General features: G+C 62.0%; 6 protein-coding genes. 3 read left to right on the top strand and 3 right to left on the bottom strand.

Annotated elements, in window-relative coordinates; genetic code table 11:
• The first annotated feature begins 86 nt into the window (after positions 1-86).
• Together F8N49_RS16925 and F8N49_RS16920 are read left to right on the top strand one after the other, a co-directional pair.
• Positions 87-980, top strand: coding sequence for a LysR family transcriptional regulator (locus F8N49_RS16925; protein WP_007956593.1), 894 nt, complete (start codon positions 87-89; stop codon positions 978-980).
• Positions 981-986: 6 nt separating this feature from the next.
• On the top strand, positions 987-1,583 hold the full coding sequence (locus F8N49_RS16920; RefSeq protein WP_151551946.1) for a tRNA-uridine aminocarboxypropyltransferase: 597 nt from the start codon (positions 987-989) through the stop codon (positions 1,581-1,583).
• A gap of 114 nt (positions 1,584-1,697) precedes the next feature.
• Here the strand turns inward: F8N49_RS16920 and F8N49_RS16915 are convergent, their stop codons facing one another.
• From F8N49_RS16915 to F8N49_RS16905, 3 genes are all read right to left on the bottom strand, one after another.
• A complete protein-coding gene (locus F8N49_RS16915; RefSeq protein ID WP_151551945.1) occupies positions 1,698-3,059 on the bottom strand; it encodes an HlyD family type I secretion periplasmic adaptor subunit in 1,362 nt (453 codons plus the stop codon).
• A 10-nt stretch (positions 3,060-3,069) separates the two neighbouring features.
• Complete coding sequence (locus F8N49_RS16910) at positions 3,070-5,229, bottom strand: type I secretion system permease/ATPase (protein ID WP_151551944.1); 2,160 nt, start codon at positions 5,227-5,229, stop codon at positions 3,070-3,072.
• 169 nt (positions 5,230-5,398) lie between these two features.
• A complete protein-coding gene (locus tag F8N49_RS16905; protein ID WP_016771146.1) occupies positions 5,399-6,757 on the bottom strand; it encodes a TolC family outer membrane protein in 1,359 nt (452 codons plus the stop codon).
• A 532-nt stretch (positions 6,758-7,289) separates the two neighbouring features.
• Between F8N49_RS16905 and F8N49_RS16900 the strand changes: the two genes are divergently transcribed.
• Positions 7,290-15,137, top strand: coding sequence for a retention module-containing protein (locus F8N49_RS16900; protein ID WP_151551943.1), 7,848 nt, complete (start codon positions 7,290-7,292; stop codon positions 15,135-15,137).
• Positions 15,138-15,172 lie beyond the last annotated feature (35 nt).

The raw sequence follows: 15,172 nt of genomic DNA, 5'->3' as shown, positions 1-15,172 counted from the left end.
CCGCGTCCAGCCGTACTCGCAAGTGACGCAGAGCGTCACGGGCTGCATTCCCACGCAGAGCGTGGGAACGATCCTTGGGAGCAGAAATGGCCAACGCTTTACCCGACCTGAAACTGTTGCGCATCTTCGTCAGCGTCGTGCGCCATCAGGGTTTTGCCAATGCGCAGCAGGAACTCAACCTGTCGACCTCGGCGATCAGCACCTACATGAGCCAGCTCGAAGCCGCGCTCGGACTGGTGCTGTGCCATCGCGGGCGCGGTGGCTTCAGCCTGACCAGCAAGGGCGAGCTGTTCCATCAGGAAACCCTGCGCCTGCTCGCCGAGCTTGAAGGCTTCGAGCAATACGCCGCCGCGCTCAAGGGCGAACTGCGCGGCACGCTCAATCTCGGGGTGATCGATTCCACGGTCAGCGACAAGGCCCTGCCGTTTGCTGAAGCCATCGGCGCCTACAGTCAGGAACACCCGGCGGTGCATTTGCACCTGTCGGTGATGAGTCCATATGAGTTGCAACTCGGCGTGCAGGACAATCGCCTTGACCTGGCCATCGGTGCGTTTTCCACGCGCATGAGCGGTCTGGTCTACATGCCGCTGTACCGCGAGCAGCACTGGTTGTATTGCAGCAGTCGTCACCCGCTGTTCAACGAGCGGCGCATCCCCGAGCAGGTCATCACCCAGCAACGGATGGTCGGGCGCGGTTACTGGAGTCAGGCGGAACTGGCCCGGCACGGTTTCAAACACAGTGCCGCGACCGTGGAAAGCATGGAAGCGCAGCTGATTCTGGTGCTCTCCGGCGCCTACATCGGTTATCTGCCGGAGCACTACGCGCAGGCCTGGGCCGACAAGGGCGATCTGCGTGTATTACTGCCGGCGACCTTCGGTTATCAGGCACCGTTTTCGATGATCATGCGCAGGGGCCGCAGCCGTGAGCCGCTGATCCAGACCTTCCGCGATTTGCTCAAAGCGCAATTGAATCAGGCGTAACCCATCATGTCCCGAGCCCAATGCCCGCGCTGCCTGCGCCCCCAGACCCACTGCCTGTGCCCGTTGATTCCGCACCTCGACAGCCGCACGCGCGTGTTAGTGCTGCAGCATCCGAGCGAGGTCAGCCACGCGCTCAATACCGCGCGGCTGGCGGCGCTGGGGCTGAGCAATGCCGAGCTGATTGTCGGCGAGGTATTCGAGGATTTGCCGAAACTGTTGAACCGGCCGGGCTATCAGGCGCACTTGCTGTTCCCGGCTGAGGATGCGCAGCCGTTGCAGGCTTACGCGCCAAATGATCAGCCAATGTTGCTGGTCGTCCCGGACGGCACCTGGCGCAAGGCACGCAAGATGCTGCACCTCAGTCCGCTGCTGGCGGCGCTGCCACGGGTGACCCTGACCGAGGGCGGCGTGTCGCGCTATCGCTTGCGCAAGGCACCGGGGCCGGGGGCGTTATCGACGATCGAGGCGATCGTGCAGGCGCTCGAAACCCTCGAAGCACCGACGACTTTTGCGCCGTTGCTCAAGCCGTTTGAAGCGCTGATCGAAGGGCAGATTGCGGCGATGGGGGAGGAGGTCTTCCAGCGTAACCATGGCGACAGATGATCGTTCCCACGCGGAGCGTGGGAATGCATCCAGTGACGCTCTGCGTCACCGTCGTGAAAGGACGCAGAGCGTCCCGGGCGGCATTCCCACGCGGAGCGTGGGAACGATCATTGGCTAACGCTCACGCATCGCCTCGGTCCGCGCTTTCAGCACCGGTTTGAGCAGGTAATCCAAGACGCTTTTCTCACCGGTAATAATGTCCACTGTCGCCACCATCCCCGGGATGATCAGCAGCGGTTTCACGTCGCCGCCCAGGTGATTCTTGTCGGTGCGCACCTGAATCAGATAGAAGCTGTTGCCCTTGTCATCGGTAATCGTATCGGCGCCGATCAGCTCGAGCTTGGCGCTCAGCCCGCCGTAAATCGTGTAGTCGTAGGCGCTGAACTTGACCATGGCTTTCTGGCCCGGATGCAGGAACGCGACGTCTTGCGGGCGGACCTTGGCTTCGATCAGCAGGTTGTCTTCCAGCGGCACGATTTCGACCATGTCGCTGCCCGGCTGGACCACGCCGCCGATGGTGTTGACCTTCATCTGCTTGATCACCCCGCGTACCGGTGATGTCACCGTGGTACGGCTGACGCGATCGTCGATGGCGATGCTCGAGGCGGTGATTTTCGACAGGTCGGTGCGTTTCTCATTCAGCTCTTTGGCAGCCTCGGAACGGAAGGTCTGCTCGGATTCGTCGATCTTGCTGCGGATCTCGGCGATGGCCGATTCGGCCCGGGGAATCGCCAGCGTGGTGGCGTTGAGCGAACCACGGATCTCCACGGCGCTGCGCCTGAGCCTGAGGATTTCCACTGGTGACACGGCGCCGGTTTTCACCAGCGGTTCGGACATGTTCATTTCTTGTTGCAACAACGCGAGGCTGGAGCTGAACTGGCCCTGCTTGGAGCGAAATTCGGCCAGCTCCTGGGTTTTCTGCCGCAGTTGTTCACTGAGGGTGCGCTGTTCACTGGCCAAGCGGCGTTGGCGTTGCTCGTACAGCGAGCGCTCGTCCTCGGCGACTTGCGGCGCTTTGGCGATGACTTCAGCGGAGAGTTTGAAGGGGCGTCCCTCGGCCTCTGCTGACAGCCGTTCAACCTGCGCGGTCAGCGCGTAACGGTCGGCCTCGCTCTCGCCCTTGTTCGAGCGAAAGCGCGTGTCATCCAGACGCAGCAGGGTGTCGCCCTTGCCGACCATCTGGCCTTCGCGAACGAATATCTCGGTGACAATGCCGCCCTCAAGGTTCTGGATCACCTGGACCTTGCTCGACGGAATCGCCTTGCCTTCGCTCATGGTCACTTCTTCGAGCACGGCGAATTTGGCCCAGACCAGGGCGGCGATCAGCAGCGCTGCCGCCAGCCACACGGTGATCCGCGATTTGCGCGGCGAATCCTGCAATGCTGCGCCAGCGGTTTCCGGCATGAACTCGGCTTCGGCGCTTTTGCCGAAGCTGTCGAAGTAGCCGCGCTTGTTGCTATCGGAGGAAGCAGGCATGGCGTAACTCCTAGACCGCCGCCGAGCCGACACGGCCCTTGCGCAGTGCATCGATGACCGCTTCTTTCGGGCCGTCAGCGACGACCCGGCCGTTATCCAGTACCAGCAACCGGTCCACCAGGCTCAGCATCGAGGTGCGGTGGGTGACCAGCAGCAGGGTTTTGCCTTGCACCCAGCCATGCAGTTTCTGCCGCAGTGCATCTTCGCTGCTGTTGTCCATGGCGCTGGTGGGTTCGTCGAGCAGCATGATCGGCGGATCGAGCAGTAACGCCCGCGCCAGCAAAACCGCCTGGCGCTGGCCGCCGGAAAGCAATTGCCCGCGTTCGCCCACCGGTCGGTCGAAACCTTGCGGGTGTTGCCGGGCCAGTTCAGTGACGCCGGTGAGTTCGGCGACTTCGAGCATGCGTGAATCGCTGATGTAACGCGCGCCCAGGGTCAGGTTGTCGCGCAAGCTGCCGGCCAGCAGCGGCAGGTCGTGGGCGACATATCCGATCTGCTGGCGCAGGTCAGCCACGTCCAGTTGGCGCAGGTCGAGCCCGTCGAGCAGTAACTGGCCTTGTTCCGCTTCGTAGAAACCCATCACCAATCGCGCCAACGTGCTTTTGCCGGAGCCGCTGCGGCCGATGATGCCGACCCGCTCGCCGGCTTTCAGGCTGAAGCTGACCTCGCTCAGCGCCGGCGCATTCTGGCCGGTGTAGTGGAACGTCACGCCGCTGACGTCGAGGGCGCCTTGCAGCTGCGTGCGTTCCAGTGGCCGTTGTTTGCCGTCGCGTTCCTGCGGCAGCGCCATCAGCGCGTCGGTGCTTTTCATGGTCAGTTGCGCTTGCTGATAGCGTGTGATCAGCCCGGCGATCTGCCCGAGCGGGGCGAGCACACGACTGCCAAGCATGTAGGTGGCAACCAGCGCGCCGACACTGAGGTTGCCAGCGATGATGCTGTAGACCCCGGCCACAATCGTCGCCATCCCGGAAAACTGCTGGATGAACAGCGTGCCGTTGGTGGCCAATGCCGACAGGTTGCGCGCGTGGCTGTCGAGGCGGGTGAGGGCGCCGTGGGTGCTTTCCCATTTGTGCTGGCGCTCGCTTTCGGCGCCGCAGGCCTTGAGGGTTTCCAGGCCACCGAGGGTTTCGATCAGCACGGCCTGACGCTCGGCGCCGAGGCTCAGGCTTTTCTGCACGGTGTCACGCAGGCGCACCTGAATCGCCATGGCGAAAATGATCGTGATCGGAAACGCCAGCAGCGGAATCACCACCAGCCAGCCGCCGAGCAGGCCGATCACCACCAGCATCAACACCACGAAGGGCAAGTCGATCAGGCTGGTCAGGGTCACGGCAGTGAGAAATTCACGCAGGCCCTGGAAATCGTGAATGCTCTGGGCAAAGCCGCCGATGGTCGCCGGCCGCGCTTTCATCGACATCCCGGTGATGCGCTCGAACAGCGTCGCCGAGAGGATCACATCGGTTTTCTTGCCGGCGGTGTCGAGCAGGTGCGCACGCACTACGCGCAGCACCAGTTCAAAACCGGTGCCGATCAACAGGCCGATCGACAACACCCACAGCGTCGAGGTCGCCTGATTGGGCACCACGCGGTCGTAGGTCTGCATGACGAACAGCGGCACCATCAGGCCGAGCAGGTTGATCAGGAAACTGGCGAGGATCGCATCGCTGTACAGCCATTTCGACAGTTTGAGAGTATCGCGAAACCACGCGTTTACCCGTGGCACCAGCGGCGCGCGGAGGTCTTCGAGTTCATGGCGCGGGCGGGCGAACAAGGCCTGGCCGCTGTAGTGCTCGTTGAGTTCTTCGCGGCTGACCCATTGCTCGCCGCCGTCGGCTTCGCTGGGCAGCAGCAGGGCTTTGCCGTCCTCGCCAAAGCGCCGCAGCACAGCGGTGCGGCCGTCGTTGAGCAGCAACAGAATCGGCAGGTTCAGCGGTGAAATGTCTTTCAGGTCACGGCGCAACAGCCGCGCCTGCAATCCGGCCCGCGCGGCTGCACGGGGCAGCAGATCGAGGCTCAGGCGTTGTTTGTTCAGAGGCAGCCCGGCACTCAGGCTGGCACGACTGACCGTGGCGCCATGCAGTTTGCAGAGGATCAGCAGACCGTCGAGTAACGGATCGTCAAAGCTCAGGCGCGGATCGACCCCGGTGGCGCCGGGTTCCATGCTGGTCATAGTGATTGCCTCTGTTGAACGGGCTCGGTTATCGGATCGTTCCCACGCTTTGCGTGGGAATGCCTCTAGGGACGCTCTGCGTCCAGTGACGCGGAGCGTCACGGGCTGCATTCCCACGCAGAGCGTGGGAACGATCAGAGATCGCAGCCTTCGGCAGGTCCTGCAGGATCTATTTCAACTCGGGCAGGCGCGCCTGGTTTTTTACTTCGGTCGTGGCAATCGCATCAGCCGGCAGCACCACGCGTTGCTTGCTCAGCAACTGGCCCATGTTCGCCAGCACGCGGTACATCGAGTATTCCTCGGTGTAGCGGATTTCGGTGTAGCGACGGTTGGCGTTGTACAGCTCGTTTTCGCTGTCGAGCAGGTCAAGCAGGGTGCGTTGGCCGAGGCCGAACTGGTCCTGATAAGCGGCGCGCACGCGTTTGGTGGTTTCGGCATATTCGCGAGCGGTCGGCGTCTGCTTCTTGGCGTTTTCCATGGCGTTCCAGGCCAGACGAATGTTCTCGTTGAGCTGACGCAGGGCGTTGTTGCGGATGTCCATCGCCTGGTTGATGTCGTGGGCATTCGCGGCCAGGCGTGCCTTGTCGCTGCCGCCACGGAACAGGTTGTAGTTCATCACCACACCGACACGCCATTCGTTGTCGTGGCCTTCATCACCCTGCACGTTGTTGTTTGCGCCGACTGCTGCTTCGGCATCGAAGCGCGGGTAGAACGGCGACTTGGCGACTTCGTACTGGCTCTCGGCGGACTGCACGTCAGCCTGGGCCGATTTCAGGTACGGGTTGTTGTCGACCATGCTCTGCTGCGCTTCACGCAGGTCCGGCGGCATCTCACCGCGAGTCGAGGCCGGGGTTTCCAGCTCATCGGGCATGCGTCCGACCACGCTGTAGAAATTCGATTCGGCGTCGGCCAGATCGACTTCGGCGGTGTCGAGGTTGTTCTGCGCCAGTGCACGACGGGCAACCGATTGATCGGAGTCGGCGGTGCTGCCGATGCCGCGCTCGGTGCGCAGGCCGATCTGATCGTTGACACGCAAGTGCGCCTGCAAATTGTTCTTGGCCAGCGTCACCAGTTCACGCCGCTTGAGCACTTCGAGGTAGACCTCGATGGTGCGCAGGGCCAGATCCTGTGCGGTGCCTTGCGCGTAGTAGGCGCGCGAATTGGACACGCCCTTGGTGCGCTCGACCTCGTTGGCGGTGTTGAAGCCGTCGAAGATCATCTGCCGCAAGCGCAGCTCGGACTGGGTGTAATTGAGGATTTCGGTGTTGTGATTACCGAAGGCACGGGTGTTGGTGTTGTCGCTGTAGCCGCGCCCGTAGGCAGCGTTCAGATCGACCGACGGATAAAACCCGCCCTTGGCCACTTTCACCTGCTCATCCGCAGACAGGCGGGCGTCCACGCGCGAAGCCAGCTCCGGGTGGGTGGCGATGGTGCTTTGAATCGCCTCGGTGAGGTTCATCGCCTGGGCTTGGGAAGTGCAAGCCATGGCCAGCAAAACCGCGCTGCAGAGGGGGGTTAAAACGCGCATGGGTGCATCTCCCTGGATCTCAATGTTGTGTTACCGTCGCCAAATATTTGACGTAAATTTAGGGTGTAAGCGTTTCACTCTTGTAACAACAGAGCTAAGAACATCCTAGAGCGTAGCTAAGAAAAAATTTTCATAAGGTTTATTCCAAAAAAAACTTATGCGGTTTTTCAAAAGCAGCACATTGTTCAGCTCGAAAGCCTTTGTTTTATGCGCTTTAGGGAGCTCGAAAAGGCTTGAGGAAAGTTCCATTCACTTTGCGAGACACTGCGAAGTACTGCTGAAGGGGAGGGACGCGTAGCGGGGAATGAGCGACAGATTTTTGTCACTCGGGTGATTCACCACCGTTACGTAGCGCTAGTGGGTCGATGGATTGAACAGGGTTGGCAAGTGCTTGATAGCGCTGACAATTCGTTTCAAACCGGGCCTGCGAAACGAACTGTCGAGGGTGCGAGCGTCGCCCCCGGCAACCCGATTGAGCCATGGGCTGCTTCGCGAACCAGTGCCGACGGTGGTCGGCAGCGGAGGATTTCACATGGCAGCGCTCATTGGTACGGTCACAAAAGTCATTGGTCAGGTGTTCGCCCAGGCGAGCGACGGCATCAAGCGTCCGCTGTTCGAAGGCGATCGTTTGTACGCTGGCGATCAACTGATCACCGGCGCGGAAGGCGCGGTGGCAGTGAAACTGCAAAACGGCGAGGAATTGACCCTCGGCCGGGGCAGCAGCATCACCATGACCGGGCAATTGCTGGCCGACCAAGCGGTGCCGGTGAACGTCGACGAAGCGCAGACCCCGAGCCAGGCGCAACTGACCGATGTCGAGCAAATCCAGCAAGCCATCGCCGCCGGTGAAGACCCAAGCAAAACTGCCGAAGCCACTGCCGCCGGCCCCAACGCGCCCACCGGCAATACCGGTGAACTGGGCGGCGGGCACAGTTTCGTTCTGCTCACCGAAGTTGGCGGCCGAGTCGATCCGATTATTGGTTTCCCCACCGCTGGCTTCAACGGTATTCCCGAATTTCCCGAGTATCGTCGCGACGCGGACATCGACAATGGCGACGACACGCCAGCGCCGGTCGTGGTGCCACCGCCACCGGTGAACAATCCGGTCATCCTTAACGGCCTTGACGCGGCGGGCGGCGAGCTGAACCTCAATGAAGCCAATCTGCCTGACGGTACAGCGGCCAATCCAGGCGCGCTGACGCAAAGTGGCAGCTTCACGGTCTCGGCAGCGGATGGTTTGAACAGCCTGAGCATCGGCGGCATCAACGTGATTGTTGGCGGCGTGCCGATCGGCTTTCCCCAGTCGATCACCACGCAACTGGGCAACACCCTGACCATCACCGGTTACAACGCGACCACTGGCACGGTCAGCTACAGCTACACCCTCAACGGCAACGAGACTCATGCGGCCGGCGATGGCGTGAACAATCTCAGCGAACAGTTCACCGTGATCGCCACCGACAGCAATGGCGACAGCGCCACTGGCACGCTGGACGTGAATATCACCGACGACGTGCCCAAAGCGTTTGACGACGCCAACGGCATTGCCTCGGAAACCTTGCTGACCCTGACCGGAAACGTCCTCACCAACGACATCCAAGGCGCCGACCGCGTACCCACCGGACCGGTCACGCCGGGCACTTTCACCGGTACTTACGGCACATTGGTGCTGAACGCCGACGGCACATATACCTACACCCTGAATACCAGTGACGCCGACTTCAAAGCCTTGACCGGCGGCGGTAACGGCACGGAAACCTTCGCCTACACGATCACTGATGCCGACGGCGATAGCAGTAGCGCCAATCTGGTTCTGCAGATCCACAACAACGACGATCCAGTCACCATCGATGGCCTGAACGTCGCCGGTGGCGAGCTGACGATCTACGAGAAAAATCTCAGCGACGGCAGCGCACCGGACGCCACCGCACTGACACAAAACGGCACGTTCACCATCACCGCGCTGGACGGCGTCACCACGCTGACTGTCGGCGGCATCGCCGTGGTGACCAGCGGCGTCGCCGCAGGCTTCCCGCAATCGATCACCACGCCACTGGGCAGCACGCTGACGATTACCGGTTTCAACGCTGCAACCGGCGTGGTCAGTTACAGCTACACCCTGGCTGATAACGAAGCGCATCCGAACGCCAACGGCGCGAACAATCTGCCTGAGCAGTTCGCAGTCACGGTGGTCGATGACAACGGCACGACGGCCACCGGCACCCTCGACGTCAACATCGTCGACGACCTGCCGAAAGCCAACGACGACAGCAACGGTACCGCCTCGGAAAGCCAACTGACCCTGACCGGCAACGTCCTGACCAACGACGTGCAAGGTGCCGACCGCGTACCGACAGGCCCGGTTACGCCCGGCACGTTCACCGGTACTTACGGCACCTTGGTTCTGAACGCCGACGGCACCTACACCTACACGCTCAATACCAGCGATGCCGATTTCAAAGCCTTGACCGGCGGTGGCAACGGCACAGAGACCTTCGCCTACACCATCACTGATTCCGACGGCGACTCCAGCACTGCCAATCTGGTTCTGCAGATTCACAACAACGACGATCCAGTAATCATCGATGGCCTGAACGTCGCTGGCGGCGAGCTCACGGTTTACGAGAAAAATCTCAGCGACGGCAGCGCCCCGGACGCCACCGCGCTGACACAAAACGGCACGTTCACCATCACCGCGCTGGACGGCGTCACCACGCTGACAGTCGGCGGCATCGCCGTGGTGACCAGCGGCGTCGCCGCAGGCTTCCCGCAATCGATCACCACGCCGCTGGGCAGCACGCTGACGATTACTGGTTTCAACGCTGCAACCGGTGTGGTCAGTTACAGCTACACCCTGGCCGACAACGAAGCACATCCGAACGCCAACGGCGCGAACAATCTGCCTGAGCAGTTCGCAGTCACGGTAGTCGATGACAACGGCACCACCGCCACCGGTACCCTCGACGTGAACATCGTCGATGACCTGCCGAAAGCCAACGACGACAGCAACGGTACCGCCTCGGAAAGCCAACTGACCCTGACCGGCAACGTCCTGACCAACGACGTGCAAGGCGCCGACCGCGTCCCAACGGGTCCAGTCACGCCCGGCACTTTCACTGGCACGTTCGGAACTTTGGTTCTGAACGCCGACGGCACTTACACCTACACGCTGAATACCAGCGATGCCGACTTCAAAGCGTTGACCGGCGGCGGTAACGGCACCGAAACGTTCGCCTACACGATCACCGATGCCGACGGCGATACCAGCACTGCCAATCTCGTACTGAATATCCACAACAATGACGATCCGGTGCTGCTCAATGGCCTCGACGTCAACGGCGGCGAACTTACCGTCTACGAAAAAAACCTCAGCGACGGCACCAGCCCCAACACCCCGGCGCTGACCCAGAACGGCACTTTCACCGTCAGCGCTCTCGATGGTCTGCAGACCCTCACAGTCGGTGGCATCGCGATGATCACCAATGGCGTGGCCGCAGGCTTCCCGCAATCAATCGTCACCCCGCTGGGCAGCACCTTGACCATCAGCGGTTATGACCCGGCGACCGGCGTGGTCAGCTACAGCTACACCCTGGCCGACAACGAAGCCCACCCGACTGCCAGCGGCACCAACAGCCTCACCGAGAACTTCGACGTGGTGGCGACTGACACCGATGGCAGCACCGCCAGCGGCCAGATCAACGTCAACATCGTCGACGACTTACCGACCGCGCATGCGGACGCGGCTTCGGTGGCGGAGGGCGGTACCGTCAGCGGTAACGTACTCAACAACGACATCGGTGGCGCTGACGGCCCGGCGGTCACCGGTGCAGTGATTGGTGTGCGCGCCGGTGCCGACACCTCGACTTCGGCCATCGGCGGGCTCAATTCGCAGATCAACGGCACCTACGGCTACCTCACGCTTGATGCCAACGGTAACGCCGTTTATCACAGCAATCCCAACGCGGTGAACGGTCCGGGTGCGGTGGATGTGTTCACCTACACCGTGCGCGATTCTGATGGTGATGAAAGCACCACGACGATCACCATCGACGTCTACAACAGCTGCCTGAAAGCGGTCAGCGACACCGATGTCACCGTCTACGAAAAAGCCCTCGACCTGAACCAGGATGGCCAGGATCTGGCAGCGGGCAGCGTGGTCGGCAGCGATCCGAACAGCACTGGCGAAACCGCTTCCGGCACCCTGGTCGGCTCGGTCACCGGTGCGGTCGGCGCGATCAGTTATGCGCTGGTTGGCAGTGCTACCGGCAACTACGGGCAGATCGTTCTCAATGCCAATGGCACTTACACCTACACCCTGACTTCGCCAGCGACCACCACGCCGCACGCTGACGACGGCGCCAACAGCCTGAGCGAAACCTTCACCTATCAGGCCACCGATTCGCTGGGCAATGTCGTCACCAGCACGATCGTTGTGAGCATCGTCGATGACGTGCCGAAAGCGCTGAATGACAGCAATGCCGACAACGCGAGCGAAGCCTGGTTGACCCTGACCGGCAACGTCCTCGACAACGATGTGCAGGGCGCCGACCGCGTCGCCAGCGGCCCGGTGACTGCCGGTACTTTCACTGGCACTTACGGCACGCTGGTGCTCAACGCCAACGGCACTTACACCTACACGCTGGACGCCAACGACGCCGACTTCAAAAACCTCCAGGGCGGCGGCAACGGCACGGAAACCTTCGCCTACACCATCACCGACGCGGACGGCGACACCAGCACCGCCAACCTGGTGCTGAACATCCATAACAACGACGATCCGGTGTGCCTCGACGGCCTCGATGTGAAGGGCGGCGAAATCACCGTCTACGAGAAAAACCTCAGCGACGGCAGCAGCCCCAACACCTCGGCGCTGACCCAGAGCGGCAGCTTCACCGTGACTGCGCTTGATGGCCTGCAAACCCTGACGGTCGGCGGCATTGCGGTGATCAGCAATGGCGTCGCCGCCGGTTTGCCGCAATCGGTGGTCTCGCCACTGGGCAGCACCTTCACCATCACCGGTTACGATCCGGCCACCGGCGTGGTCAGTTACAGCTACACCCTGGTCGACAACGAAGCCCACCCGAACGCCAACGGTGCCAACAGCCTCAGCGAGAGCTTCGACGTGGTCGCCACTGATACCGATGGCAGTACCGCCAGCGGTCAGATCAACGTCAACATCGTCGACGATCTGCCGACTGCCAACGCCGATACCGGCTCGGTAGCGGAGGGCGGCACGGTCAATGTCAGTGTGCTCGGCAATGACCTCAGCGGTGCCGACGGCGCCGCCACGGTGGTCGGCGTGCGCGCCGGCAGCAACACCGCGACGTCAGCCAGCGGCGGGCTCAACAGCAACATCAACGGCAACTACGGCTACCTGACCCTCGACGCGGCGGGCAACGCGGTTTACCACAGCAACCCGAACTCGGTGAGCCCGCCGGGCGCGACCGACACGTTCACCTACACCATCCGTGATAGCGATGGCGACGAAAGCACCACAACGCTGACCATCAATGTCGCCGACGGCAAACTGGTCGCCTCGGTCGATCAGGATGTCACGGTCTACGAAAAAGCCCTCGACCTGAACACGGATGGCCAGGATCTCGCCCCCGGCACAGTCACCGGCAGCGAACCGGGCAATACCGGTGAAACCGCCAGCGGCACGCTGCTCGGTTCGGTCAGTGGTGGCAGCGGCGCGATCACTTACACCCTGGTCGGCAACGCCACCGGCAGCTACGGGCAACTGCAGCTCAACGCTGACGGCACCTACACCTACACGCTGACCTCGGCGCCGAAAACCGCGCCGAGCGCCAACGACGGGCCGAACACGCTCAGCGAAACGTTCACCTACAAAGCCACCGATGCGCTGGGCAACAGCACCACCAGCACGCTTGTGGTGAACATCGTCGACGATGTGCCGAAAGCCGTTGCCTCGGATCGCTCGGTTACCGCAGTGGAGATCGATTCCAACATCCTCATCGTCCTCGACATCTCCGGCAGCATGGCCGATCCCTCTGGCGTGCCGGGCCTGTCGCGGCTGGCACTGGCCAAGCAGGCCATTGGCGCCTTGCTCGACAAGTACGATGATCTGGGCGATGTGAAAGTGCAGTTGGTGACGTTCAGCAGCAATGCCGCCGACCGCACCACGGTGTGGGTCGATGTCGCTACTGCCAAGACATTGCTCGCCGGCCTCAACGCCGGCGGCGGCACCAACTACGATGCCGCCGTGGCGGTGATGCAGACCGCGTTCGACACCTCCGGCAAACTCACCGGGGCACAGAACGTCGGCTACTTCTTCTCCGACGGCAAGCCTAACGAGGGCGACATCGGCACGGCTGACGAAGCCGCGCTGAAAAACTTCCTCGACGCCAACAACATCAAGAACTATGCAATCGGTCTGGGCAGTGGCGTGAGCAACGCCAACCTCGATCCGCTGGCCTACGACGGCATCAACCACACCAATACCAATGCGGTGGTGGTCACCGATCTCAACCAGCTCAACTCGGTGCTGTCCGGCACCGTGCAGGGCGCGCCGGTCACCGGTTCGCTGCTGGGCGAGGGCGGCTCGTTCGGTGCCGATGGCGGTTTCATCAAGTCGATCGTGGTCGACGGCACCACCTACACCTACGATCCGAAAGCCCTCAGTGGCCAGGGTTCGTTGACCGCGAGCGGCGGCGTCAACCACGGCACTTTCAATACCGCCAACAACACCGTCAGTATCGCCACCAACAACAGCGGCACGCTGGTGGTCAACCTCGATACCGGCGAATACAGCTACACCTCGCAGAAAACCACCGCCGTGGTCATCACCGAAAACATCGGCTTCACCGTCAGCGACAACGACGGCGATCTGGCCAGCTCCACCCTGACGGTGAAAGTGATCCCCAACGCGCCGCCAGTGGCGATGGACGATCACGTCATCACCAACGTGCTCTCGGGCAACATCGTGGTGCCGGGTGAGCTGCTGCTGGCCAATGACAGCGATCCGAACGGCGACACCCTCAACGCCACGCCAACCAGCTTCAACATCGGTTGGGTTTCGAAAGCGGCGGACTTCACCGGTACCGGCCTGATCGGTTTCACTGGGCAGAACAATAATGCGGCCAACCAGAACCTGGCCAATGTGCGCAGCGCCTTCAGCGCCAATGCCGCGACCATGACCGCCGTGCTGGTGGTCAGCGGTTATCTGGGCATGGTGAGCAACAGCAATGCCAACGATGAAGACCTCATTACCGTCAATCTGCGTCAGGGCGAAACCCTCAATCTGGATCACAATCTGGGTGCCGGTAAGATCAGCATGGAGTATTCGCTCAACGGCGGTGCCTGGATGGCGCTGGCGGACGGCCAGACCCTCAGCGCCTCGGCGGACGGCGTCTACCAGATCCACATCACCAACATTGGTAATGGTGGCGGCAACCCGAACGCCGCGGAAAACTACCAACTGACCATGACCCTCAACTATGCGGGGGCCCACGACATCACGCCGGACTACCACGGCACCTACACCGCCAACGATAACCACGGCGGCAGCGACACGGCCAACGTCAGCATCAGCTATCAGGACGGCCACACCCTGACCGGCACTGCTGGCGACGATGTGTTGGTAGCGGGCAGCGGCAACAACGTGATCAATGCCGGCGAAGGCAACGACGTGCTCACCGCCGGCTCTGGCAACAACGAAATGCACGGCGACGGCGGTAACGATTTGCTCTACAGCGGCGCGGGCAACGATCTGCTCGATGGCGGCACTGGCAGCGACACCGCCAGCTACGCCCACGCCACGGCCGCCGTCACCGTCAATCTCGGCCTGCTCGGTGCGCAGAACACCCTCGGCGCCGGTACTGACACCTTGACCGGTATCGAAAACCTGATCGGCTCGAACTTCAACGACAGCCTCACCGGCGACGGCAACAACAACGTGATCAACGGCGGCCTCGGCAACGACTTCCTCAATGGCGGCGCTGGCGATGACTTGTTGATCGGTGGCATGGGCAACAATACCCTGACGGGCGGGGCAGGGGCCGACACCTTCCAGTGGCTCAAGGGCAACAGCGGCCACGACCTGATCACCGACTTCACCCCCGGTACCGACAAGCTCGACCTGTCGCAACTGCTGCAAGGCGAAAACGCCAGCACCGCGTCGCTGGACGACTATCTGCACTTCACCGTCAGCGGCAGCGGCGCCTCGGTGATGACCAGCATCGACGTCAGCGCCATGGCCGGCGGCACGCCGAACCAGACCATCGACCTCGCCGGCGTCAACCTCGCCAGCCATTACGGCGTGACACCGGGGGCGGGCGGCATGGTGGCTGGGGGGCATGACACGGCGACGATCATCAACGGGATGCTTAATGATCATTCGTTGAAGGTGGATACGGTTTGACCTGAGGTCTGAAACGACAAAACCCGCCGCCCCGG

The organism is Pseudomonas sp. GXM4 (assembly GCF_008923895.1).
GTDB lineage: Bacteria > Pseudomonadota > Gammaproteobacteria > Pseudomonadales > Pseudomonadaceae > Aquipseudomonas > Aquipseudomonas atacamensis.
This window is presented reverse-complemented; position numbering and strand designations above follow the sequence as displayed.

Excerpts from the sequence above, each read along its gene's own strand:
- F8N49_RS16925 (WP_007956593.1), top strand. The coding sequence starts at position 87 with ATGGCCAACGCTTTACCCGACCTGAAACTGTTGCGCATCTTCGTCAGC.
- F8N49_RS16905 (WP_016771146.1), bottom strand. The coding sequence starts at position 6,757 with ATGCGCGTTTTAACCCCCCTCTGCAGCGCGGTTTTGCTGGCCATGGCT.
- F8N49_RS16920 (WP_151551946.1), top strand. The coding sequence starts at position 987 with ATGTCCCGAGCCCAATGCCCGCGCTGCCTGCGCCCCCAGACCCACTGC.
- F8N49_RS16910 (WP_151551944.1), bottom strand. The coding sequence starts at position 5,229 with ATGACCAGCATGGAACCCGGCGCCACCGGGGTCGATCCGCGCCTGAGC.
- F8N49_RS16900 (WP_151551943.1), top strand. The coding sequence starts at position 7,290 with ATGGCAGCGCTCATTGGTACGGTCACAAAAGTCATTGGTCAGGTGTTC.
- F8N49_RS16915 (WP_151551945.1), bottom strand. The coding sequence starts at position 3,059 with ATGCCTGCTTCCTCCGATAGCAACAAGCGCGGCTACTTCGACAGCTTC.